The sequence below is a fragment of the Geomonas limicola genome (assembly GCF_014193675.1).
GTDB lineage: Bacteria > Desulfobacterota > Desulfuromonadia > Geobacterales > Geobacteraceae > Geomonas > Geomonas limicola.
Map to the genome: position 1 here is coordinate 306806 of NZ_BLXZ01000006.1, position 22041 is coordinate 328846.

Annotated in this window: 21 protein-coding genes; 18 read left to right on the forward strand and 3 right to left on the reverse strand. The window is 63.6% G+C overall.

Translation table 11 applies throughout. The features are described 5' to 3' along the window. The first annotated feature begins 2 nt into the window (after positions 1-2). The 9 genes from H7688_RS15975 to H7688_RS16015 all read left to right on the forward strand — a co-directional run bounded on the left by H7688_RS15975 (position 3) and on the right by H7688_RS16015 (position 6734). Complete coding sequence (locus H7688_RS15975; RefSeq protein WP_183362183.1) at positions 3-836, forward strand: CheR family methyltransferase; 834 nt, start codon at positions 3-5, stop codon at positions 834-836. Further along, entirely contained in the window at positions 829-1398 is a 570-nt protein-coding gene (locus tag H7688_RS15980; protein WP_183362184.1) for a chemotaxis protein CheB, read from the forward strand. The genes H7688_RS15975 and H7688_RS15980 overlap by 8 nt, the downstream gene beginning before the upstream one ends. Positions 1399-1404: 6 nt before the next feature. After that, the gene (locus tag H7688_RS15985; protein WP_183362185.1) at positions 1405-2655 is read left to right on the forward strand and encodes a response regulator; all 1251 of its coding nucleotides are present in this window, start codon (positions 1405-1407) and stop codon (positions 2653-2655) included. Position 2656: 1 nt separating this feature from the next. Further along, positions 2657-3061 carry a response regulator transcription factor gene (locus tag H7688_RS15990; protein WP_183362186.1) on the forward strand — a complete coding sequence of 135 codons (405 nt, stop codon included), beginning with the start codon at positions 2657-2659 and terminating at the stop codon, positions 3059-3061. A gap of 322 nt (positions 3062-3383) precedes the next feature. Continuing rightward, positions 3384-3791, forward strand: coding sequence for a hypothetical protein (locus H7688_RS15995; protein ID WP_183362187.1), 408 nt, complete (start codon positions 3384-3386; stop codon positions 3789-3791). A gap of 197 nt (positions 3792-3988) precedes the next feature. Continuing rightward, positions 3989-4429: a MarR family winged helix-turn-helix transcriptional regulator gene (locus tag H7688_RS16000; protein WP_183362188.1), complete on the forward strand. Its 441-nt coding sequence runs from the start codon at positions 3989-3991 to the stop codon at positions 4427-4429. A gap of 96 nt (positions 4430-4525) precedes the next feature. Next, positions 4526-5116, forward strand: coding sequence for a YceI family protein (locus tag H7688_RS16005; protein WP_183362189.1), 591 nt, complete (start codon positions 4526-4528; stop codon positions 5114-5116). A gap of 42 nt (positions 5117-5158) precedes the next feature. Then, positions 5159-5857, forward strand: coding sequence for a pirin family protein (locus H7688_RS16010; RefSeq protein WP_183362190.1), 699 nt, complete (start codon positions 5159-5161; stop codon positions 5855-5857). Positions 5858-5957: 100 nt separating this feature from the next. After that, entirely contained in the window at positions 5958-6734 is a 777-nt protein-coding gene (locus tag H7688_RS16015; protein ID WP_183362191.1) for a DODA-type extradiol aromatic ring-opening family dioxygenase, read from the forward strand. 82 nt (positions 6735-6816) lie between these two features. On the opposite strand, the gene H7688_RS16020 is transcribed toward H7688_RS16015, so the two are convergent. Together H7688_RS16020 and H7688_RS16025 are read right to left on the reverse strand one after the other, a co-directional pair. After that, a complete protein-coding gene (locus tag H7688_RS16020) occupies positions 6817-7008 on the reverse strand; it encodes a hypothetical protein (protein ID WP_183362192.1) in 192 nt (63 codons plus the stop codon). Between the two features lie 642 nt (positions 7009-7650). Continuing rightward, entirely contained in the window at positions 7651-8472 is an 822-nt protein-coding gene (locus H7688_RS16025; protein WP_183362193.1) for a nitroreductase family protein, read from the reverse strand. 203 nt (positions 8473-8675) lie between these two features. On the opposite strand from H7688_RS16025, the gene H7688_RS16030 reads away from it, so the two are divergent. Next, positions 8676-9863: an MFS transporter gene (locus H7688_RS16030; RefSeq protein WP_183362194.1), complete on the forward strand. Its 1188-nt coding sequence runs from the start codon at positions 8676-8678 to the stop codon at positions 9861-9863. Positions 9864-9991: 128 nt separating this feature from the next. Here the strand turns inward: H7688_RS16030 and H7688_RS16035 are convergent, their stop codons facing one another. Then, complete coding sequence (locus H7688_RS16035; protein ID WP_183362195.1) at positions 9992-10288, reverse strand: MTH1187 family thiamine-binding protein; 297 nt, start codon at positions 10286-10288, stop codon at positions 9992-9994. A gap of 386 nt (positions 10289-10674) precedes the next feature. On the opposite strand from H7688_RS16035, the gene H7688_RS16040 reads away from it, so the two are divergent. The 8 genes from H7688_RS16040 to H7688_RS16075 all read left to right on the forward strand — a co-directional run bounded on the left by H7688_RS16040 (position 10675) and on the right by H7688_RS16075 (position 21970). Next, the gene (locus tag H7688_RS16040) at positions 10675-11361 is read left to right on the forward strand and encodes a PilZ domain-containing protein (protein WP_183362196.1); all 687 of its coding nucleotides are present in this window, start codon (positions 10675-10677) and stop codon (positions 11359-11361) included. Positions 11362-11559: 198 nt separating this feature from the next. Further along, entirely contained in the window at positions 11560-11760 is a 201-nt protein-coding gene (locus tag H7688_RS16045; protein WP_183362197.1) for a hypothetical protein, read from the forward strand. A 228-nt stretch (positions 11761-11988) separates the two neighbouring features. Beyond that, positions 11989-12261, forward strand: coding sequence for a hypothetical protein (locus H7688_RS16050; RefSeq protein WP_183362198.1), 273 nt, complete (start codon positions 11989-11991; stop codon positions 12259-12261). Between the two features lie 174 nt (positions 12262-12435). Continuing rightward, positions 12436-13902 (forward strand): NlpC/P60 family N-terminal domain-containing protein, encoded by a 1467-nt coding sequence (locus H7688_RS16055; protein ID WP_183362199.1) that lies wholly within the window; start codon positions 12436-12438, stop codon positions 13900-13902. An 80-nt stretch (positions 13903-13982) separates the two neighbouring features. Beyond that, entirely contained in the window at positions 13983-15926 is a 1944-nt protein-coding gene (locus H7688_RS16060; protein ID WP_246329834.1) for a transporter substrate-binding domain-containing protein, read from the forward strand. Between the two features lie 84 nt (positions 15927-16010). Beyond that, positions 16011-17435: a sigma-54-dependent transcriptional regulator gene (locus H7688_RS16065; protein ID WP_183362200.1), complete on the forward strand. Its 1425-nt coding sequence runs from the start codon at positions 16011-16013 to the stop codon at positions 17433-17435. Between the two features lie 275 nt (positions 17436-17710). Further along, on the forward strand, positions 17711-19036 hold the full coding sequence (locus H7688_RS16070; RefSeq protein WP_183362201.1) for an anaerobic C4-dicarboxylate transporter: 1326 nt from the start codon (positions 17711-17713) through the stop codon (positions 19034-19036). A 381-nt stretch (positions 19037-19417) separates the two neighbouring features. After that, complete coding sequence (locus tag H7688_RS16075; RefSeq protein ID WP_183362202.1) at positions 19418-21970, forward strand: ATP-binding protein; 2553 nt, start codon at positions 19418-19420, stop codon at positions 21968-21970. Positions 21971-22041: the final 71 nt, after the last annotated feature.

The window sequence follows — 22041 nt, forward strand, 5'->3', positions numbered from 1 at the left end:
GTATGTGCCCTACCCTGAACCAGCAGCAGGTGGCCGAACTCGGGAGCCTTTTGTCCGACCTGGCCCGGGTCTACGGCTACGACTTCCGTGAGTACGCCGAGGCCTCGCTGCGGCGCCGGCTGCTTTTGTGGCTCGCCGGTTCCGGATTCGGCTCCTTCGAGGCGGCGCGGCTGCCGCTGTTGCGGGATCCCGCCCTCTTCGAGGGGGTTTTGCGCGGCGTCACGGTGAACGTCTCGGAGATGTTCCGTGACCCCCAGGTGTTCAAGCTGTTGCGGGAGCAGGTGGTGCCCCACCTGGCGACCTACCCCGCGGTGAAGATCTGGCATGCCGGCTGCGCCAGCGGCGAGGAGGCCTACTCGATGGCCATCCTCCTCGACGAGGAGGGGCTCAAGGGGCGCTACCGGATCTACGCCACGGACATCAACCAGCAGGTTCTCAAGACGGCGCAGGACGGCATCTTCCCGCTCTCGGGGATGCGGCTGTACACCCAGAATTACCAGAAAAGCGGCGGCCGGAGCGCCTTCTCGGACTACTACACGGCGGGGTACGACCACGCCCTGTTGAGCGCGAGCCTGAAGGAGGGGATCGTGTTCGCCCAGCACAACCTGGCGGTGGACGGCTGCTTCGGGGAGATGCAGCTCGTGTTCTGCCGCAACGTGCTCATCTACTTCAAACAGTCCCTGCGGCGCCGGGCACTGGAGCTCTTCGACGCGAGCCTGAGTCCCGGGGGCTTTCTCTGCCTGGGGACCAAGGAAACCCTGGACGGCAGCGAGCTGGGCTCCCGGTACCAGGAGGTCGGCTCGCACAGCCGGATCTATCGGAAACGCTATGGGTAGCTTTCGCGCCATAACCCTGGGGGTATCGACCGGCGGCATCGCGGTGCTGAGGGCGCTTCTGGGAGCGCTTCCTGCCGACTTCCCGCTGCCGGTTTTGGCGGTTCAGCACTTAAGCCCGTTGTCCGGGGGGGACCTGGCCCAGCTGCTCGACGAGACCTGCGCCATCCGTGTCAAGGAGGCCGACGACGGGGAGCTGCCCCAGGGGGGGACGGTCTACCTCGCGCCGGCGAACTACCACCTGCTCCTGGAGGCCGACGGCCGCCTGGCCCTCTCCATGGACCCGCCGGTCAACCTCTCCCGCCCCTCGGTGGACGTGCTCTTCGAGTCGGCGGCGGATGCCCTGGGGGAGGCGCTCATCGGCGTGGTGCTCTCCGGGGTAGGGTCGGATGGCAGCCGCGGCTTGCGCTACCTGAAAGAACGCGGCGGCACGGCGGTGGTGCAGGACCCCGCGGACGCCATCGCGCCGGGGATGCCTTTGAGTGCGCTTCAGCTGGTGACGCCGGATTATCAGCTCCCTTTGGCCCAGATGCCCCAGCTCTTCATCAACTTGTCGGACACGTGAGGCCCCATGCCCAGCTTTCACCACATACCCGTACTGATCGTCGACGACCGGCCGGAGAACCTGGTCTCGCTCCAGGAACTCTTGCACGACCTTGAACTGGACCTGGTCCGGGCCCATTCCGGCAACGAGGCGCTGCGCCAGGCCCTGCACCACGACTTCGCCCTGGTGCTTTTGGACGTCCAGATGCCGGAGATGGACGGCTTCGAGACGGCGGAGCTGTTGCGTCGCAACCCGAAGACCCAGCACTTCCCCATCATCTTCGTCACGGCCGGCCTGCGCGAGGAGCGCCACCTGTTCAAGGGGTACGAGGCGGGGGCGGTCGACTACCTCACCAAGCCGATCGAGCCGGAGATCCTGCGCAGCAAGGTGCGGGTCTTCTGCGAACTGTACCGCCAGCGCCGGGAGCTCGAGCGGGTAAGTCTCGAACTGGAGCGCAAGCACGAGGAACTCAAGCTCAATCACGAGGAACTGGCCCAGCAAAACCGCAAGCTGCAGGACACCTACCTGGAGCTCGAGGAGGAGACGGCGCAGCGCCTGTTGGCCGTCGAGGAACTGCGCCAGAAGGACCAGATCATGCTGCACCAGGGGCGCATGGCCGCCATGGGGGAGATGCTCAACAACATCGCCCACCAGTGGCGCCAGCCGCTCAACGTCCTGGGGCTCAAGATCCAGGAGCTGGGGCTTACCTACGAGATGGAGGAGCTGACCCCGCAGCTGCTGCATAAGAACATCGACAAGGTGATGGAGATCCTGCGCCACATGTCGCAGACCATCGACGACTTCCAGAACTTCACCGCTCCCGACAAGGAAAAGTGCCGGTTCAGCGGTAAGGACGTGGTGGAGAAGACCCTCTCCCTGATCGGGGAGAGTTTCCGCGCCAAGGGGGTCCAGGTGAGTGCGGAGTCCTGCGCCGAGGTCATCATCTTCGGGTACCCGAACGAGTACCGCCAGGTGCTGCTCAACATCCTGATGAATGCCAAGGATGCCCTGGGGGAGCGGCGTACCGGCGCCGGGCGCATCGTGGTACGCCTGTGGCAGGAGGGGGATCGCTCGGTTCTCACCGTGACCGACAACGCAGGAGGGATCGCCGACGAGATCCTGGACCGGGTGTTCGACGCTTACTTCACCACCAAGGACCTGGGCAAGGGGACCGGGCTGGGACTCTTCATGTCCAAGGTGATCATCGAGAAAAACATGGGAGGACGTCTTTCGGTGCAGAATGTGGCCGAGGGCGCCGAATTCCGGATAGAGGTCTGACATGGAAACTAGCGAGAAGAGATCCGTTTGCTTCCTCGTGGTTGAGGACGATCCCGAAACCCGTACCACCATAAGTAACGTGGTGGCCCGACGCTTCCCCGAGGTCACGGTGCGCGTCGCAGAAAACGGCAAGGTGGGGCTCGAGCTCTGCAAGGAGTTCCGGCCGGCCCTGGTCATCACCGACATCAACATGCCGGTCATGGACGGGCTGCGCATGATCGAGGAGATCCGCGCGGTGGGCGAGGAGACCCGGTTCATCGTGATGACCGGCTACAGCGATCGCTACCACGTGGAAAACACGAGCCAGCTCGGCATCAGCGGCTTTCTGGTGAAGCCGGTCGACCTGCGCGAACTCTTTACCGCAAGCGAGAAGTGCCTCAGCGAGTTGCGGCAGCTCGATTGCTGAACCGCGGCAGTCTTCGGCTGCCGCAGGTGGTACTCCGTCAGGACCCGCCTGCCGCAGCGTTGCGCAGAACGACCGTCCCGCACCCGCCGCCTCCGGCTGATCCTCCCGCTGTTTTCCCCGCCAGATTTTACTCTTTTTTTACTTCTTTACTCAGACTGCTTCGCGTATCATTAGAAACCCCGGCGCAGCAGTACGCAAGCGACCGGAGATGCCGGGCGCGAGGCGCCGGTTCCGAGCCTCCCCGCCCAACCGGCGGCGGCTTGAGAGCCGATGAACCGCACCCGGCAGCGCCGATTTTGCCAACAGAAGGAGTCTACCGAGTATGAGTGTCATCGAAGTCAGTGAAGAAATCCGCAGCAACTTCCACCTGTTTTGGGACAATTTCCCCACCCCGGTGACGCTGGTCTACAAGGACCGCACCATCGTCGAGGCGAATACCATGGCGCAGCAGCAGGGGTACCCGGTGGGGACCAAGTGCGTCGAGCTCGGGGAGAAAAAACATCACGCCGGCTGCCGGGCCAACGTGGCGCTGCGCGAGAAAAAAGGGGTGCGCGAGGTCGCCTACTACGACTTCCTCGACAAGGTGATCGACGGCTACTGGGTTCCCCTGGCCGGTTCCGAGGACCTCTACATCCACTTCGGCATCGACATCACCGACTACGCGGCCGATCGCATGTTCCCGTCGAAGTCGGGGAGCGAGTGTGATTCCTGCTCCTGCAGCTGTGGCTGATCCGTAACCACCAGCGCGGTTGCCGCAGGCGGAACTCACCTCCGGCAGCCGCGCTTTTCCCTCCCGGTACTCTTCTCTCTCCCTCGCCTCTCCCCGTCAGGCTCGTGCCGCAGCCCCTGAAAAAAATCCCTTGACAAGAGTGGCGAAGGTGATTAGTTTAATATCAAACGATACGATGTTGACTTAAGGGACGCGCCATGAGCGACACAACGACGAAAAAACTGGCCCTCACCACCTACACCAAGCTGATGCGGGCGGCCGAGTCGGCCACCAGCCGCACCAGCAAGGTGATGACCGCGGCAGGGCTCACCATAAGCCAGTTCGGCGTGCTGGAGGCGCTCTACCACAAGGGGCCGCTCTGTCAGCGCGACATCGCAGCCAAGATCCTGAAGAGTACCGGCAACATCACGCTGGTCATCGACAACCTGGAGAAAAGCGGCCTGGTACGGCGCGAACGGGACAGCGAGGACCGCCGTTTCCTGACGGTACACCTCACCGAGACCGGCACCGCGCTCATCGCCAAGGTCTTTGCCGAGGTGGAAGCGGCCATCGTCGCCGACCTCGCAACCCTCACGGCGGAGGAGCAGGAAACCCTGGGTCGACTCTGCAAGAAGCTCGGGTTGAAAAGCGCCGCCTGACGCGCAGAAAAAAATTTGTTCTGATAGTTCGACATTAAACCAATCAACATCTAACCAAAGCTGACCTTCGGGTCGGCGACCACAAGGAGAAATGCCATGAAACGCACCATCGCAGCAATTGCTACCGTCGTCTCCCTCTCTCTGCCCGGCTTCGCCTTCGCCTCCACCTGGAGCATCGATCCGGAGCACTCCAATATCGGCTTCAAGGTCCGTCACATGATGGTCTCCAACGTCAAGGGGAGCTTCGAGAAGGCCAGCGGCAGCGTCGAGATCAACGACCAGGACATCAGCAAATCGAAGGTCGAGGTGGTGATCGACACCAACTCGGTCAACACCAACATCGCCAAGCGTGACGCCCACCTGCGCGGCCCCGATTTCTTCGACACCGCCAAGTACCCGACCATGACCTTCGTTTCGAAGAAGGTGGCCAAGGCGGGGAAAGACAAGCTGAAGGTAACCGGTGACCTGACCCTGCACGGGGTGACCAGGCAGGTGGTGCTTGACGTTGACGGGCCGTCCAAGGAGAGCAAGGACCCCTGGGGCAACATCCGCAAGGGGGCTACCGCCAGCACCAAGATCAGCCGGAAGGACTTCGGCCTGGTCTACAACGCGGCGCTGGAGACCGGCGGAGTAGCAGTGGGTGACGAGGTAGCCATCACCCTGGAAATCGAGATGATCAGGAAGTAAGGCAGGTCACTACGCGGGAGGCCTGCGCAAGGAGGCACGACCATGGTACGCATCAGAAGAGCAGCAGAGCGCGGCCACGCCGATCACGGCTGGCTCAACACCTACCACACCTTTTCCTTCGCGAACTACTACGACCCGGACCACATGGGATTCCGGTCGCTCAGGGTGATCAACGAGGACCGGGTGCAACCCGGGGTGGGCTTCCCGACCCACCCCCACCGGGATATGGAGATCCTCTCCTATGTCCTGGAAGGGGAGCTCGCGCACCGCGACAGCATGGGGAACGGCTCGGTGATCCGGCCCGGCGAGATCCAGCGCATGAGCGCCGGAACCGGGATCACCCACAGCGAGTTCAACCCGTCCGGGGATAACGGTCTGCATTTCCTGCAGATCTGGATCCTGCCGGCGGCCCAGGGGATCACCCCGAGCTACGAGCAGAAGGCGTTCAGCGAGGCGGAAAAGCAAGGGGTCTTGCGGCTGATCGCCTCGCCGGACGGGCGGGAGGGGTCGGTCGGCATCCACCAGGACGCGCTGCTCTACACCACGCTCATCGAGCCGGGGAGCGAGCTGAACCATCCGCTGGCGCAGGGGCGGCATGCCTGGGTCCAGGTGCTGGGTGGCGAGGTGCAGGTGAACGGTCAGCTGTTGCGGGAAGGAGATGGAGCTGCGCTAAGCGGCGAGGACCGCGTGGTGCTTACCGGTAGCCGAAGAGGCGAGGTCCTGCTGTTCGACCTGGCCTGAAAACGGGGCTCCGGTTGCAGGTAAACGGCCGGAGCATTCGGGAGAAAGACCGCGGGGGAGGGGCGCTGTGCCCCTCCTCCGCTTGTTGAAGGAGGAGAGTATGAACCGGAAATTTCCGGCACTGTTCGTGTCACACGGCGCTCCCAGCATGGTCATCGAGCCCTGTCCCACCCGCAGCTTCCTGGTGCAGCTCGGTCAGGAACTGGGAACGCCGGCCGGCATTGTCTGCGTCTCGGCCCACTGGACCACGGCAAAGCCGCGGGTCACCCTGCATCCCCACCCCCCCACCATCCATGACTTCGGCGGTTTCGCTGAGGAGCTGCACCACATGGAGTACCCGGCTCCGGGTGATCCGCAGCTCGGGCGGCGGGTGCTCGCCCTACTCGAGGCGCGGGGGCTTAACGGGGAACCGGATCCCGTGCGGGGCTACGACCATGGCGCTTGGTCGCCGCTTATGCTGATGTATCCGCAGGCAGAGGTGCCGCTGGTCCAGCTTTCGGTGCAGCCCCATCGGGGACCCGAGTACCATCTCGAGCTCGGCAGGGCACTTGCTCCGCTTCGCGAAGAGGGGATCCTGATCCTCGCCAGCGGGTCGACGACCCATAACCTGGCGGACTTCTTCGGGCGCAGCCTCGATGCGGCGCCGCTTCACTATGCGCGGGAATTTGCCGAGTGGCTCAAGGAGGGAGTCGAGGCGGGTCGTCTGGAGGAGCTCTTGGCGTACCAGGAACGGGCGCCGCAGGCGAACCGGAACCATCCGACACCCGAGCACCTGCTGCCGTTTTACGTCGCCTTGGGTACAGGGGGAGCGGGACGCCAGATCCACGATGCCTATACCTACGGTGCCCTCTCGATGGCGGCATTCAGGTGGGATTGACGGAAGGGACTGCGGGCCTTCAGCTCGCGAGGCGGGCGCTTTAGTCGTGAGGGGGGGGGCGGCTCGCGAGGCGGACAGACGCCTACAGCATGATGTCGAGGTGTTCCTTCAGCCAGTGGTAGGTCTCCGGCCAGCGGAAGACTTCCGGCATGAACAGGATGGCCCCCTCGTTGTCGCCGCGCTCCAAGGCCGAAACGATAGCGTGGCTGTCGGCGGGGTCGCCGGGGGGGCAAAAGATCTGAAGCTGGCGGGCCAATTCGTTCTTCTGGTTCATGACGAGCTCCGGTACCCGGTTGCAGGCCAGGGTACAAGCGTTTTACTAACCGTATCGGCGCCTTCGGGAGGAGCTTTAATTATCGTGGTGCAACGTGCCTTGGGGCCACCGTCCGACAAAAGAAAAGGGGGCCGGATTGCTCCGGCCCCGCCCTCTATCAGTCGCTTACCTACTTGTTGTGATCGGACTTGATGAATACCGCTACCTGTGTGGTGATGGCAACGGCCGACAGAACTGCGAAAGCGATAAGTACTACCGATACGAAATTCCCCATAGATTCCCTCCTTGTACACTCTCCTTGCCGAGAGCTGCTGTCACTGCTTCCCCGTTTGGCTTAGTGGCTGTCGTTGAATGATCCTTTTGCTCGGAGCATGCCAATGCTAACCGTTTGATATCATGTAGGACGGTGTCTGCCAGAGAGAGTGCCCTGCTCAAAGAGTTTTGCGCTGCTGTTCAAGATTTGCACTGAAAGAACGCTCTTGGATGTGCAGGAACGCATACGGGGAAACGCTGAGAGGGAGCCCCGGCTTGGAAGGCGCGGGAGTGTGGGAGTGTGGCTAAGAACTTGCCTGAAAGGCAGGGGGGGAAGGAGAGGCTGGCGGTCCCGCGGTAAGAGGCGCCAGCCTCGAGGTTTGACAGGGGTCAGCGCAGGTAGTGTACCTGGGCCGGTCCGTGCTGGGCGGTGCGGGCGTACTGCACCGCGGGCTTGCCGAAGGCGATGGCGTAACCGATCACGTGGTCCTCGGGTATCCCAAGGCGCGTCTTGAACTGTGGGAGCAGGTCGTTGATGGCCCCCTTGGCCAGGCCGTCCCAGACGGCACCGACCCCCTGGCTCGCCGCGTAGAGTTCGAAGTACGAGAGCGCGATCAGGCAATCCTGCATCGGGGTGACCACGCTGGTCGGGGCCGAGGCGATCAGCAGGTGCGGCGCGCCGCGAAACAGGAAGTCCACGCCGGTTTCCTCCCACTGGCGCAGGAAGTGTCCAAAGAATTCCAGTCCCGGGGGAAAGGAGCCCTCGCGCGCCATGGTGCAGAGCCCTTCGAGCAATTCGTCGCGCAGCGTGCCCAGCCGGTCCCGGTCGTCGACCACGGTGAAGCGGACCTGGCGGCTGTTCATGCCGCAGGGTGCGTGGCAGGCAACGTCCAGAAGCTTCTGGATCAGTGCCGGCTCCAGGTTCTCGGGGCGGTAACGGCGCACCGCGCGGCGACCCCGTATCAGGGTCTCCATCTGCAGCGGGGAGGGGAGGTTACTGAGCGGCAGGCTCTGAACCGGTTTCTTGCCGAGAATGGAGATGGCACCTACCGGGCAGACCGCGAGGCAGTGCTGGCAGCGGTAGCAGCTGGCCTCTTTCTCGGGGGCAATGCTGGGGAACGCGCCGTTGAGCTCGATGATGGCGGCGGGGCAGTCGGCGGCACACAAGCCGCACTTGGTGCAGGCCTGCTGATTCACGGTGAATTCGATCATGGCTACTCCTGGGGCGTAATCTATAAGGGATTGGGTGGCTCACTTTAAAGTGAAATCGCTTCGGGATCAAGATCCAAAAGAGTGGTTTTCTTGCCTGATCCTGTGACCGTTTATTTGCCTTGACAATGACGGCTTCCAGGCCCGATAGTGTGCTGCCACACCACCCCCGACTCCCCCGATCCCCGACGTGTCCCGCGCAACCTATGAACGAAACCAAAGAACATGTAGGCCCCTTTCTGCTGCTCTGCCTGATTGGCTTTGCGGCCTTTTTCTGCTCGTACCTGCGCATCCCGGTACTGCCGCTCCTGGCGGCGCAGTTGGGGGCCGGTCCGGCCCAGGTAGGGATGATCAACGGGGCCTTCATGCTGACCACCGGGCTGCTCTCCATCCCCGCGGGGTTACTGGCCGACCGCATCGGTCGCCGTATCCCGATCGTTGCAGGGCTCACGCTGACCGCGGTCTCTTCCTTGCTGGTCGCCCACTGCCAGGTGCCGGTGCAGATGGCGCTGGCCTACCTGCTCTTCGGTGCGGGACTGGCGGCGTTCGCCCCGGGGATGCTCTCGCTGGTCGCCGACCTGATGCCGGCACACCGGCTGGGTCAGGCCTACGGCTGGTACACGACGGCGATCTACATTGCGATGACCCTGGGGCCTGCCTCGGGGGGGCTCCTTGCCAAGCACTGGGGGCTGCGCCAGGTCTTCCTCTTTTCCGGAACCGCGCTGGGCGCCGTGATCGTTCTTGCCCTCCTGGCGCTTCCCCAGGGCCCTCCCCGGCACCGAACCGAGCTCCACGCGGCACTCGCCGGGAGCCTGGACCTGGTTCGGGACCGTCGCCTGGTGGGGTGCCTGCTGGCCACCGCCGGCAGTTGCATCGGCTTCGGCGTGTTTCTCACCTTCCTGCCGCTCTACGCCTCGCAGCACGGCCTCGACCCGGCCCAGGTCGGCCTGGTATTTGCGGCGCAGGCGGTGACCAACGTGGTGGGGCGCATCCCGCTGGGAACCCTTGCCGACCGCTGTGACCGGCGCCTGCTGGTGGCGGCGGGCCTCAGCTGTCTCGCCCTGGCGCTCGCCGTGCTGGGCCAGGTGTCTAAGCTCGGGGCCCTCATCGCCTGTGCCGTCCTCATGGGGGTGGGCATGGCGCTCATCTACACCTCCATCGGCGCGCTGATCGCCGAGCTGGTCCCCGCGCTCAAGCGCGGCCTTGCCATGGGGATGTACAACAGCTGCATCTACCTGGGGATGATGTCCGGCTCGACGGCATTGGGACTTGCGCTGAAGCGGGTCGGCTATCCTGCCGGCTTTGCCTTGGCCGGCAGCACCTCGCTCTTCGCGCTGGTGTTCTTCCTGGTGCTGTTGCGCGGCGGAAACGGCAGGGATAGGGCGGCATCGTGAAAGCTCGGTGCCCGGGGGGGGCTGGGGCGGAATCGGCGGCAAATCGAGGCTGAGCGGGCTTTGGCGGGATGAAACGTTCGTGCCGCGAACGGTGGCCCAGCCAGGCACCGTCCGCGGCTCGCAGGTTCCTACAGTTTCTCCTGTACGCTGCGTACCTTGTCTTCCATGCTCTGTTCCCGGTCGGTCCGGGTCCCGGCCTTGATGGTGGTGGTGATGCGTGGCGCGCCCATCTGGTGCACCACCTCGTGGCAGCGCTTCACCGCCGCGAACACCTCGTCCCACTCTCCTTCGATGCTCGTTCCATAGGAATGCAGTTCACTTTTGAGGCCGGTCTCGGCCAGCACCTTCTGGCAGGCCGCGATGTACGGCGAAAGCGATACGCCCACCCCGAGGGGCACCAGGCAAAGGTCGATGAGGACTTTCATGGCAGCAGTCTCCTTGTCGTTGGTGAACCGGCACCGAGGCCGGTACGGTTGCGGGGTTCCATAGCGTTCATATCCTGTACGTTCTGCCCCGCCTGATCTGGCGGTCAGTATACGGTATCCGCGGGTGGAGCTCAACTACTTCGAGGCAGGCTCTGTCACGGTTGTTTCCTCCCGCAGGTCAACCTTCCCGTTGTCTGATAGCGCGATGCCTTGGCAATTAATGGTTGATTATTGACTCCTCCTATGTAATAAAAGGCGCGTAACTGGTAAGTGTCACTGTAGTGTGTGTATTTGCCGCTTTTTTACTGTCATTTTCGTGTCAGACAGCTGGAATCAAACCAGCTCTGCCACATGGATATTGAACCAGGTACCAGGATCTCAACCGCATGAAAAAGATTCTGCTCGTCAACAGCCAGGAAGCTTTCCTGGATCGCAACAAAAGCCTGCTGAACCGTGCCGGTTTTCGCATCCTTACCGCCTCCTCGGTCGAGGAAGCACTGGCCATCTGCCGCCACCAGGAAATCAGCCTGATCATTTCCCAGCTGGAGCGCTTGCCCGCCGGCGGCGACCAGCTCTGCACCCAGCTCCGCGCCGACCGCGTACTGCGCAACGTCTCCATCATCCTGGTCTCCTACCTCCAAGATGCCGATTTCGCGGCGACCTGCGGCGCCAACGCGGTGCTGACCAAGCCGGTGCGCCCGGAGGAACTGCTCAAGCTGGTCGGCAAGTTCCTGGAGATCCGTGCCCGGCGTGAATACCGCGCGGTGTTCAATGCGCGGGTGGACGCCACCTGGGGGAGCCTCTCCTTTTCCGGGGTGACCCGCAACATCAGCGCCTCCGGGCTGCTCTGCGAGACCAGCGTCCTGTTGCGCAAAGACGACCAGCTGAGTAACGTGCTCTTCGACCTGGCCGGCTTCCCCATCACCGCCGAGGCGGTGGTGGTCTGGTCGGGCAGTCTTCCCGCCGGGACCCACGTCTACGGTGTGAAGTTCAGCGCCATGGCAGCGGAGCAGCGGGAGCGGATCGACCAGTACGTGGTGTCTACTGCGCAGCACGCTCCCCTTTTGCAGTAGCCTCCGGGTTCCTTCCCGTTTCCCCCTGACGCACCTCTGGTTCCTTCCTCCTTCGTTCCCCTTGTTTGTACAGCTTTGCCCGCCGCGATACACTTCAGAAAGTCTCACGTGACGACAAAAGCCAGCCCGGACGGTCCGGGACGAGCGCGCTATCCGCTGCTTCGCGGCCGGCAGCCGGCGCTGTATCAGGAGGTGACCATGAAGGATCGTGACCGAAAGGAGGAAATAGCTCCGGTAATCGTGCTCCTGGAGCGGCGCAGCCAACGGCAGTCGGACCTGAGCGCGGCAGAGGTTATGCGGATACTGCGCAAACGTGCCGCCAAGGCCAGTACCTCGAAAGGAGCCGCGCCCGCACTCCCCCCGGGAAAGGACTCCCGTAGCGACCCGCGCAACCAATGAAGGGATCGGCCAGTCGGCCGACACCCCCTTCCTCCCCCCGGAACCGGCGTCGGCCCGATGCCGGTTCCCGCTCCCACCCCCGCTGGTGAACCTACAGAAAAACGAAGGGTTATCCTGCCTCAGGCGGTATTTTTTTCCAGTGACAGCTCTGTTCAAACGCGCTAGCATGGCTGTTGATGGACCAATGAAAGAATCATTCCGTCCTTTTTAAGCTAAACGAGGCATCCCATGCCGGAGCACACCGAAAAGACCATCTGCACCTGCGTCACCAACCACGAACACCACATCTGCGCCCTGCACAGCAAGGGGCTGGTGGAGGAAGCGGAGCGCCTGACCGATAACCCGACCGTCACCTGCTCCATCTGCCTGGTCAACGCCAACTCGCCGGAAAACGTCTGCTCGCCCACTACCTTGGGGGGCGGTTTCAAATATTCGGATATGAAGGACAGCAAGAAGATCCTCTGCGAAAGCGTGGATGCCGAACTGGAGAAGGAACCCTAAGCCGCACGCCCGAAGGGAGCGTGGAGCACCAGGGGCCGCTTTATCGGAAGCGGCCCCTTCTTTTTGGGCATGACAATCGGCTGCCCGGCAAATTTTTTCCGCCCTGCGCTTTCCAGTACATTAAAAGGCTCTATACTATCCCGGTTGTCATCTGGGAGCTCGTGGAGGAAAGACATGGTGCACGTCGTAGCGATCCCACGCCGGGCGGTCGGGATCCTTGCAGTGGCCCTGCTACTGGCCGGCTGCAGTCTGAAGGCAGGAGGGGGCGCGCTCGCCCCGGGCGCCGGAGCCGCGGTCATGGAACAGAAAAGGCCTACCCGAACCGAAGAGTACGCGATCGAAGACCTCAGGCGGATCCCGCAGGAGCTGGGGCGGCTTGCCGTCGCGGCGGGGGAGCGTCTAAACCTCTCCACCCAGTGTCGGGACTCTTTGCTGGAGGAGTTCCGGCAGCACTACTTCGCTCCCTGGCGCGCCGGGGCCTCCGGCGAGGAGCCCGCGGAAATTCGCGGCTTCATGCGCCAGCAGGGGAGGGTGACCTGGTACGGCCCCAACCAGCGCAAGGTCCCCAAGCGCGAGCTGCGCGAGATCCTGGACAACTGCGCGCTGGAGAACTTCCCGTCGCAAAGCGTTCCTGCGGTGGCCGTGGCACCGGCCCACCTGCGCGGGCTCCCCAGCTACCAGCCGCTCTACAAAAGTCCCGACGACGCCCCCTTCGACATGATCTCCTATCCGCAGGTGAAGCTCAACGAGCCCCTGCTGGTGCGTCACGCCTCGGCTGACGGGGTCTGGCTCTTCGTGGAGACCGCCTACTCGAGCGGCTGGCTGGAGCGCCGCGACGTGGCCGTGATGGACCCCGAGCAGGTGATTGCCTGGATGCAGGGGCGCTTTTTGGTGCTGATCGAGGACTACGCCCCGGTGCCGGACGGCAAGGGGGTCGGGGTGTTCCGCTGCAAGGTAGGGACGCTCTTGCCGCTCCTCGGCGAGGAGGCCGGGACCTGGCAGGTGGCGGTCGCCTCGGCAAGCGAGGGTGGGCGTGCCGAGATCCGCAGGGTTTCCCTCCCCAAAAGCGCTGCGGCACCCTTTCCCGTCCCGTTTCAGCCCGAAGAGATCGCGCTGGTCGGCAACCAGATGCTGGGGGAACCCTACGGCTGGGGGGAGATCTACGACCTGAGGGACTGCTCGGCGCTGTTGCGCGACTTCTTTATCCCCTTCGGAATCTGGCTGCCGCGCACCTCGAGTGACCAGATAGCCTCGATCCCGGGGCGGGTCGATCTGACGGGGCTGCCGCCGGCTGGCAAGGCGGAACTCATCAAGAAGAGTCCCCCCTTTCTGACCCTGTTGTTCAAGCCGGGACACATCATGCTCTACGTGGGCCTCGATGCCGCGGGGCGCCCCCTGGTGTTCCACGATGCCTGGTCGATCCGGCTTGCCGGGAACAGCGCTCCCGGAAACGGCGGCCAGGTGACGGGTGAACCTCCCGGTCAGCGAACCCAGATCATCGGCCTGTCCGCCATCACTACCCTGGAACCCGGCAAGGAGCTGGGGCTGGTCCCCGGGGCCTCGCTCCTGGAAAAGAGCAGCGAGCTTGGCGTGTTGACTACCCGCTGCCCTGCCTCGGCTCCGCTTGCCCCGCCTCGTTAAAGCCTCTCTTCGACGTTTCTCATGACCTGACACCGGAAACGTGTTAATAGTAGGGTACGCCGGGAGGGTTCCCCCGGCAGATGCCCCGGTCGGGAGACGCCGAACTCATGTTCGCACTATGTGGAAGATTGCTAAGGTCGGTGCCGCCGCCTTGCGCACCGGCGGGTGCGGCCTGGTTTCTGCTGGCGCTGCTTTGCTGGGCTGTACCTGCCTGGTCGGCGCAGAGCCCGCTCGGCGCTGGGGCTGGATCCCCGGCTGCCGGGCTGGCACCGGCCACTAAAGCGCAACACCCCCCCGCTGCCGCCTCCCCGGCGGCCCCTCCGCAGCAGGCCGGCCAACCTGCCGGGCACCGCGCCGCCATCATCGTCGGCGGCGACCGCGACTACCCCCCCTACGAATTCATCGATCGCGACGGCCACCCCTCCGGGTACAACGTCGAGCTCACCAAGGCCATCGCCGAAGTCATGGGGATGAAGGTCGAGTTTCGGCTGGGCGCCTGGTCCGAGATGCGCACCGCCCTGCAAAACGGCTCGGTCGACGTGCTGGAGGGGATGTCCTATTCGGAACAGCGCCTCTCGGAGGTCGACTTCTCGCTGCCGCACGCCATCGTGAACCACGCGGTCTTCGCCCGGAAGGACTCGCCACGGGTCAACTCCCTGGAAGAGCTGCAGGGAAAGACGGTGGCGGTTCATCGCGCCGGCATCATGCACGACTTCCTCAGGAAACAGGGGTTCACCGGGAAACTCGTGCTCACCGACACTCCCGCCGATGCCCTGCGCCAGACCGCTGCCGGCAAGACTGATTTCGCCATCGTCGCCATCGTCCCGGGGATGTACATCATCCGCGAGCTGAAGCTCAGCAACCTGATCCCGGTAGTGCGCAACGTCGCCAGCCACCGCTACTGCTACGCCGTCGACAAGGGGAACGAGGAACTCATCTCCCGTTTCAACGAGGGGCTCGCCATCCTCAAGAAGACCGGGCAGCAGCAGGCGATCTACGAGAAGTGGCTGGGGGTTTTGGAGCCGGCCCCCATCGAGTGGCACATCGTCGCCAAGTACGCCGCCATTGTGGTCGTCCCCCTGGTGCTGCTCCTGGGAGGTTTCGCGCTCTGGTCGCGCACCCTGCACCGCCAGGTGGCGCTGCGCACCGCCGACCTCACCCGCGAGATCGCCGAGCGCCGGCACGCCGAGGAGGAGTTGCTCCTGAACCAGCAGCAACTGGTGCAGGCGGACAAGATGGCGGCGCTGGGGATCCTTGTTTCGGGGGTGGCCCACGAGATCAACAACCCGACCGGGCTCATCCTCCTGGATCTCCCGGTGCTCAAACGGGCGCACCAGGACGCGGTGCCGATTTTGGAGAGCTACTTCGAGGAAAACGGCGACTTCATGCTGGGCGGGGTCCCCTACAGCGAGATGCGCGAGGAGATCCCGCGTCTTTTGGACGGGATGCAGGAGGGGGCCCAGCGCATCAAGCGCATCGTGCACGACCTGAAAGACTTCGCCCGGCGCGACGACGCCGGGGACAAGGTGGCGAGCGACCTGAACCAGGTGGTGCAGACCGCCCTGCGCCTGGTCGAGCCGACCATCCGCAAGGCGACCGCCCACTTCACGACCGACTTCGGGGTAGGCCTGCCGCGCTTTCAGGGCAGCGGTCAGCGCATCGAGCAGGTGGTATTGAACCTGGTGCTGAACGCCTGCCAGGCGCTTTCGGACCGCGAACAGGGGATCGCGGTGAGCACCCGGCTGAGTGCCGATACCCAGCGCCTGGAATTGAAGGTGCAGGACCAGGGGGGCGGCATCGCTCCGGAGCACCTGGCCCGGCTCACCGACCCCTTCTTTACCACCAAACGGGAGAGCGGCGGCACCGGTCTCGGGCTCTCGGTCTCCGCGGGGATCGTCAAGGATCACGGCGGTACCCTGGTGTTCGATTCCGCCCCCGGGCGCGGCACCACGGTAACCCTGAGCCTGCCAGCCTTGCGGGAGACCACGGCCCCCTCGCTCGACAGCATGGAGTGGAATACCTAGGAAGGGAAAGGTTGAGGTTGTACGCGTGGCCTGGTCCCTGCGGAGCCAGTCCCCGCTATTCAACGGTTTCTTCGGAGTAACTATATGCTACCCAGCAGCTATCCCAGTTTCCAGATCCTTTTGGTGGACGATGAACCCGCCTGGCTGCGCTCGCTGGCGCTGACCCTCAAGAGCACGGCCGGGCTCAACAACCTGGTGACCTGCGAGGACAGCCGCGAGGTCATGACGCTCCTGGAGGCGGGGGGGATCGGGCTGGTGCTTTTGGACCTCACCATGCCGCACCTCTCCGGCGAGGAGCTCCTGAAGAAGATCGCCGAACACCACCCGGAGATCGCCACTATCGTGGTGAGCGGGCTGAACCAGCTGGAAACGGCGGTGCGCTGCATGAAGCTCGGCGCCTTCGACTACTTCATCAAGACCGACGAGGAAGACCGCATCGTGGGGGGCGTCTTGCGTGCGGTGCGCATGCTCGAGATGCAGCGCGACTACCGGGAGATGTCGAGCCGCCTGGTGTCGGGGGAGCTGCGCCACCCGGAGGCCTTTGCCGACATCGTCACGGCGGACCGCGGCATGCTGGCCATCTTCAGCTACCTGGAGGCGGTCGCCAAGAGCCCGCAGCCGCTGCTCATCACCGGCGAAAGCGGGGCAGGGAAGGAGCTCCTGGCCAGGGCCGCCCACACCCTGAGCGGCTGCCGCGGCAAACTCGTCACGGTGAACGTGGCGGGGCTCGACGATTCGGTCTTCGCCGACACGCTCTTCGGACACCTGCGCGGCGCCTTCACCGGTGCCGAGGCGGTGCGCAAGGGGATGGTCGAGGAGGCCGCCGACGGGACCCTGTTCCTGGACGAGATCGGCGACCTCTCCATCGCCTCGCAGGTGAAGCTGCTACGCCTGCTCCAGGAAGGGGAGTACTTTCCGCTGGGCTCGGACCAGCCCAAGCGCATCAAGGCCCGGGTCATCGTGGCGACCCACCAGAACCTGGCCGCCAAGGAGACGGCGGGAGCCTTCCGGCGCGACCTCTATTTCAGGCTGCGCACCCACCAAATCCAGGTGCCGCCTCTGAGGGAGCGTAAGGGGGACCTGCCGCTTTTGCTGGATCACTTCCTGACCGAGGCCTCCCAGGCCCTGGAGAAGAAGAAGCCGACGCCGCCCAAGGGGCTCGCCCAGTTCCTGGCCACCTACAGCTTCCCGGGGAACGTGCGCGAGCTGCGCGCCATGGTCTACGACGCGGTCAGCGTGCACCGCGACCGGATGCTCTCCATGGAGAGTTTCGTGAAGGCCGTGGAGCGCGCCCAGGGCGAGGTGCCGCCTGCCGCCGCACCGGTACCCCGGCAAAACCCCTTTGCCGGTTTCGACGAGCTCCCGACCTTTGCCGAGGCGGCCTCCTTCCTGGTGCAGGAGGCGCTGGAGCGGGCCGGCGGCAACCAGACCCTGGCCGGCCGGCTCTTGGGGATCTCCCAGCCCGCCCTCAACAAACGCCTGAAGATGATGCGCAACCAACAGGGATAACCTGAGGTTATAGTCATAGCCCCCGGTTATAGTGCTGCCAAGTTACTGAATTTATGAGATTAGCCTCCAGCTACCCCAGGCCGGCATAACCTCCCGTTATGCCGGTTACTTTTTTCCTCCCGCTGAAATTTCCTGGATTCTCCATTAATACCAAAGAGTTATAGTTTCTGTGCGCTGTTGGCATCATCCCTGCTCTAGTAAAGGCAGCAGCAAGCGCATATTCGGCTGCCGGCGTGGCAAAGGCCCGCGGCAGCGACAAGGAGAGGTGACTCGTCATGGTAATGTTCTGGATCCAGTTTGTGCTCGTTCTCGGGGCTATCCTTTTAGGCGTCCGTAAGGGGGGCGTGGCCCTCGGTCTGATCGGCGGTCTCGGCGTCTCGGTCCTGGTGCTCCTGTTCCGGGTGCAGCCTTCGGAACCCCCCATCGCCGTCATGCTGATCATCCTGGCCGTGGTGACCGCCTCGGCGACCCTGCAGGTGGCCGGCGGCCTGGACTACCTGGTGCAGTTAACCGAACGGATGCTGCGTGCCCATCCCAAGTACGTCACCATCCTGGCGCCGCTCTCCACCTTCTTCCTCACCGTCTGTGTCGGCACCGGCCACGCCGTGTATGCGCTCCTGCCGGTCATCGCCGACGTGGCGCTGAAAACCAAGATCCGCCCCGAGCGCCCCATGGCGATCTCCTCGGTCGCCTCGCAGATGGGGATCACGGCAAGCCCGGTGGCGGCCGCGGTGACCACCTTCCTCGCCTTCTCGCTCAAGTCGGGGCACCCGGTTTCCCTGTTCGACATCCTGATGGTCACCATGCCTGCGGGGGTCATCGGCGTACTGGCCGCCGCAGCATGGAGCTTCAACCGCGGCAAGGACCTGGACCAGGATCCCGAGTTCCAGGAGCGTCTGAAGGACCCTGAATTCGCCCGTTCGCTGGAGGCCTCGGTCACCACCCTCGACAAGCAGATCACCGGTCAGGCGAAGCTCTCCGTGCTGTTTTTCTTCACCGGCGTGCTCACCATCGTCGCCATGGCCGTCTGGCCCCAGATCCTCCCCGTCGCCGGCGGCAAGCCCATCCCGATGACCACCGTGGTGCAGTTCATCATGCTCGGCTACGGCGCCTTCATCATGTTCGCCACCGGCGTCAAAGCCAAGGACATCGCCCACTCCAGCGTCTTCATCGCCGGGATGATCGCGGTGGTCTCCATCTTCGGTATCGCCTGGATGAGTGACACCTTCGTGACCGCCAACAAGAGCTTCCTCATCGACAAGATCGGTCTCATGGTGAAGATGGCACCCTGGACCTTCGGCATCGCCATGTTCTGCGTCTCGGCCTTCGTGAAGAGCCAGGCTGCCACCCTGATTATCATGCTCCCCTTCGGTGCGGCACTCGGTCTTCCCATCCCGCTGCTGCTGGGTCTCGTCCCGACCAGCTATGCCTACTTCTTCTTCGCCTTCTACCCAAGCGACCTGGCCGCCATCAACATGGACCGCTCCGGCACCACCCGCATCGGCAAGTACCTCCTGAACCACAGCTTCATGATCCCCGGTTTCATCGGCGTCGGGGTGTCCACCCTGGTCGCCTACACCATCGCGAAGATCCTGTTCTAGCCCCTAGGCGGGAGAGAGAGACAACGGACCGCGGCAGGTTTTCCTGCCGCGGTCTCGTTTTTTTGTGCCTGGAACAATGGGGTTACTGCCGACCAGCTCATGTGTGCCAGGTAGCCAAAGAGATAATTAAAGTTACCAGGCTAACCTGCCGATAAGACTGCCAGTGGCCTGTGCCGCGAGGTGGGAATTTCGCAAGTGATGTAAGAAATCTCCTGCGGATAACCTGATTGCAGTGCCACAACATTAATGATATAAGGTGGTTTCGCTTACTGCATTAGAATAGACACCTCCAGTGTCGCAGGCTGTCGTTGCAATTCGGAAAACTGGTTTTTGGCCGGTTCTGTTCCCCTTTCACGCAGCTCACCTGCAGGTATTCGACAGATGAAGATTGCATCGACGCACTGCTACGGTTTCTGTTCCCGCCCGGGCCGCTTTACCCTCCTGCTCGGCGTTCTCCTCTTCTTTTGTCTCTGCATCTTCAAAGGCCAATCGTTGCACGCGGAACCGGCACCCAAAAAGGTGGTCCGGGTGGCGGCGTTCAACTTCAATCCCGCCATCTACCAGGACCGTGACGGCAAGGTCAAAGGGTTCTACGTCGAGATGCTCGACGAGATCGCCCGCCGGGAGAACTGGCAGATCCAGTACGTCTACGGCAGTTGGGGCGAAGGCCTGGAACGCATCAAACGGGGCGAGGTGGATCTCTTGACCTCGGTTGCCTGGCTCGAGGAGCGTACCCGTTTCCTCGACTACGGCAAGACTGCCATCATGACGGTCTGGAGCGAAGTCTACGTGCACCAGAAGTCCGATCTCAGCGGCATCCGGGACATGGCCGGCAAGAAGGTCGCCATCATGAAGGGGGACTCGAACGGCAAGCAGTTCCGCAACCTCGTGGAGAAGTTCGGCATCCCCTGCACCATCGTCGAGTATCCCGGGTTCGAGGAGGTGTTCAAAGAGGTGGAGGCGGGGCGCGTCGATGCGGGGGTGGTGAACAACACCTTCGGGATCGGGCGCAGCAAGGATTTCAAGGTGAAGTCCTCGGGGATCATCTTCAGCCCCTTCGATCTCTACTTCGCGACCGCCAAGGGAAAGAACGCGGAGCTCCTCGGGGTGTTGGACGGCTACCTCACCAGCTGGAAGGCGGACAAGAGTTCTCTGTACCACAGCGCGCTGAACCGCTGGCTGCATCGCAACGCCGAGGTGGTCAGTGTCATCCCGACCTGGCTGATCCAGCTGCTCCTGGGGCTCGCGCTCTCGGGAGTGCTGGGTACTGCGTTTATCGTGCTGCTGCGCCGGCAGGTTGCCGCGCGCACCCATGAGCTGCAGGAATCGGAGAGCGCGCTTCTGGAGAAGAACGAGGAGCTGGCGGCCGTCGAGGAGGAGCTGCGTCAGCAATTGGACGAGACCTTCACGGCGCAGGAGGCCCTGCAGAAGAACGAGGAGTTTCTCACCGCCATTGTCGAGAACATGCCGGCCATGGTGTTTGTGAAGGATGCCCAGGACCTGCGCTTCGTGAGCATGAATCGGACCGGTGAGGAGATCCTGGGGATCCGGCGCGAGGAGCTGATCGGGAAGTGCGACTTCGATCTCTTCCCGGAAAAGGAGGCGACGTACTTCACCGGCATGGACCGCTTCGTGCTGCAGCAGGGGACGATCCATGAGATCCCCGAGGAGCGCATCCACGTGCGCGACGGGCAGGAGCGCATCCTGCACACCCGGAAGGTCCCCATCTGCGACCCGTCGGGCAAGCCGCTCTACCTCCTGGGGATCTCGGTCGACATCACGAACCAGCGCAGCGTCGAGGAGCAGTTGCGCCAGGCGCACAAGATGGACGTGGTGGGGCAGCTGGCAGGCGGGGTGGCGCACGACTTCAACAACATGCTGACCGGCATCATCGGCGCGGCGGAGTTGCTCAACTGGCGCCTGGGGGACGATCCCAACAACGCCAAGCTCACCGCCGTGATCCTCGATGCCGCCACCCGTTCGGCAGATCTCACCCGGCAGCTTTTGGCCTTCTCCCGCAAGGGGAAGATCACCTCGACCGCGATCTCCATCAACGACTGCATCAACGCCGTGGTGGCCATCCTCGAGCGGACTATCGACAAGCGGATCGATCTCAAGGTGGAGTTCCAGGCCCAGAACCCGACGGTCATCGGCGACCCGGGGCTTTTGCAAAACGCCCTCCTGAACCTGGCGGTCAACGCCCGCGACGCCATGCCCGAGGGGGGTACGCTCACCTTCACGACCTGCAACGTGGAACTCACCGGGAGTTCGCCGGTCGGACAGCTGGCGGCGGGCCCCTACCTGGAGATCTCGGTGGCCGACACCGGCATCGGGATGACTCCGGAGGTTTTGGAGCATATCTACGAGCCGTTCTTCACCACCAAGGAGACCGGCAAGGGGACCGGGCTCGGGCTCGCCGCGGTGTACGGTACCGTCAAAGAGCACAACGGCACCATAAGCGTTACCAGCGAACCCGGCAACGGGACCGTGTTCCGGCTCTGCCTCCCCTCGGGCGCCAGCCAGAGCAGCGAGATGACGGTGGGCGAAGAGACCGTCCCGGGCAAGGGTGGGATCATGCTGGTCGACGACGAGGCGATCATCCGCCTCTCGGGTCACTGCCTGCTCGAGGAGCTGGGATACCAGGTCTACCTTGCCGAGGACGGCGAACAGGCACTGGAGCTCTACAGCCGTGAGCGCTCCCGCATCGGCCTGGTCATTCTGGACATGGTCATGCCCAAGCTGAGTGGCAAGGAGACTTTCCTGAGGCTCAAGCGGCTCGATCCCGAGGTGCGGGTGCTCTTCTCTTCCGGTTTCCACCGCGAAGGGACGGTGCACGAACTGCTCGCTATCGGTGCCAAAGGTTTCATCCACAAGCCCTACCGCCTGCAGAACCTCAGCAAGTCCGTTGCGGAAGCACTGGGAGAAGTAGTCTAGCGCACGGCTTTTCGGCAACGGCCAACCCCCTAACCTAACCTGATTGACCCATCCCCACCCCGACCCTCCCA

Bases quoted from the DNA above. Each gene is read 5' to 3' on its own strand.
- H7688_RS15975 (WP_183362183.1), top strand. From the start codon at position 3: ATGTGCCCTACCCTGAACCAGCAGCAGGTGGCCGAACTCGGGAGCCTT.
- H7688_RS15980 (WP_183362184.1), top strand. From the start codon at position 829: ATGGGTAGCTTTCGCGCCATAACCCTGGGGGTATCGACCGGCGGCATC.
- H7688_RS15985 (WP_183362185.1), top strand. From the start codon at position 1,405: ATGCCCAGCTTTCACCACATACCCGTACTGATCGTCGACGACCGGCCG.
- H7688_RS15990 (WP_183362186.1), top strand. From the start codon at position 2,657: ATGGAAACTAGCGAGAAGAGATCCGTTTGCTTCCTCGTGGTTGAGGAC.
- H7688_RS15995 (WP_183362187.1), top strand. From the start codon at position 3,384: ATGAGTGTCATCGAAGTCAGTGAAGAAATCCGCAGCAACTTCCACCTG.
- H7688_RS16000 (WP_183362188.1), top strand. From the start codon at position 3,989: ATGAGCGACACAACGACGAAAAAACTGGCCCTCACCACCTACACCAAG.
- H7688_RS16005 (WP_183362189.1), top strand. From the start codon at position 4,526: ATGAAACGCACCATCGCAGCAATTGCTACCGTCGTCTCCCTCTCTCTG.
- H7688_RS16010 (WP_183362190.1), top strand. From the start codon at position 5,159: ATGGTACGCATCAGAAGAGCAGCAGAGCGCGGCCACGCCGATCACGGC.
- H7688_RS16015 (WP_183362191.1), top strand. From the start codon at position 5,958: ATGAACCGGAAATTTCCGGCACTGTTCGTGTCACACGGCGCTCCCAGC.
- H7688_RS16020 (WP_183362192.1), bottom strand. From the start codon at position 7,008: ATGAACCAGAAGAACGAATTGGCCCGCCAGCTTCAGATCTTTTGCCCC.
- H7688_RS16025 (WP_183362193.1), bottom strand. From the start codon at position 8,472: ATGATCGAATTCACCGTGAATCAGCAGGCCTGCACCAAGTGCGGCTTG.
- H7688_RS16030 (WP_183362194.1), top strand. From the start codon at position 8,676: ATGAACGAAACCAAAGAACATGTAGGCCCCTTTCTGCTGCTCTGCCTG.
- H7688_RS16035 (WP_183362195.1), bottom strand. From the start codon at position 10,288: ATGAAAGTCCTCATCGACCTTTGCCTGGTGCCCCTCGGGGTGGGCGTA.
- H7688_RS16040 (WP_183362196.1), top strand. From the start codon at position 10,675: ATGAAAAAGATTCTGCTCGTCAACAGCCAGGAAGCTTTCCTGGATCGC.
- H7688_RS16045 (WP_183362197.1), top strand. From the start codon at position 11,560: ATGAAGGATCGTGACCGAAAGGAGGAAATAGCTCCGGTAATCGTGCTC.
- H7688_RS16050 (WP_183362198.1), top strand. From the start codon at position 11,989: ATGCCGGAGCACACCGAAAAGACCATCTGCACCTGCGTCACCAACCAC.
- H7688_RS16055 (WP_183362199.1), top strand. From the start codon at position 12,436: ATGGTGCACGTCGTAGCGATCCCACGCCGGGCGGTCGGGATCCTTGCA.
- H7688_RS16060 (WP_246329834.1), top strand. From the start codon at position 13,983: ATGCCCCGGTCGGGAGACGCCGAACTCATGTTCGCACTATGTGGAAGA.
- H7688_RS16065 (WP_183362200.1), top strand. From the start codon at position 16,011: ATGCTACCCAGCAGCTATCCCAGTTTCCAGATCCTTTTGGTGGACGAT.
- H7688_RS16070 (WP_183362201.1), top strand. From the start codon at position 17,711: ATGGTAATGTTCTGGATCCAGTTTGTGCTCGTTCTCGGGGCTATCCTT.
- H7688_RS16075 (WP_183362202.1), top strand. From the start codon at position 19,418: ATGAAGATTGCATCGACGCACTGCTACGGTTTCTGTTCCCGCCCGGGC.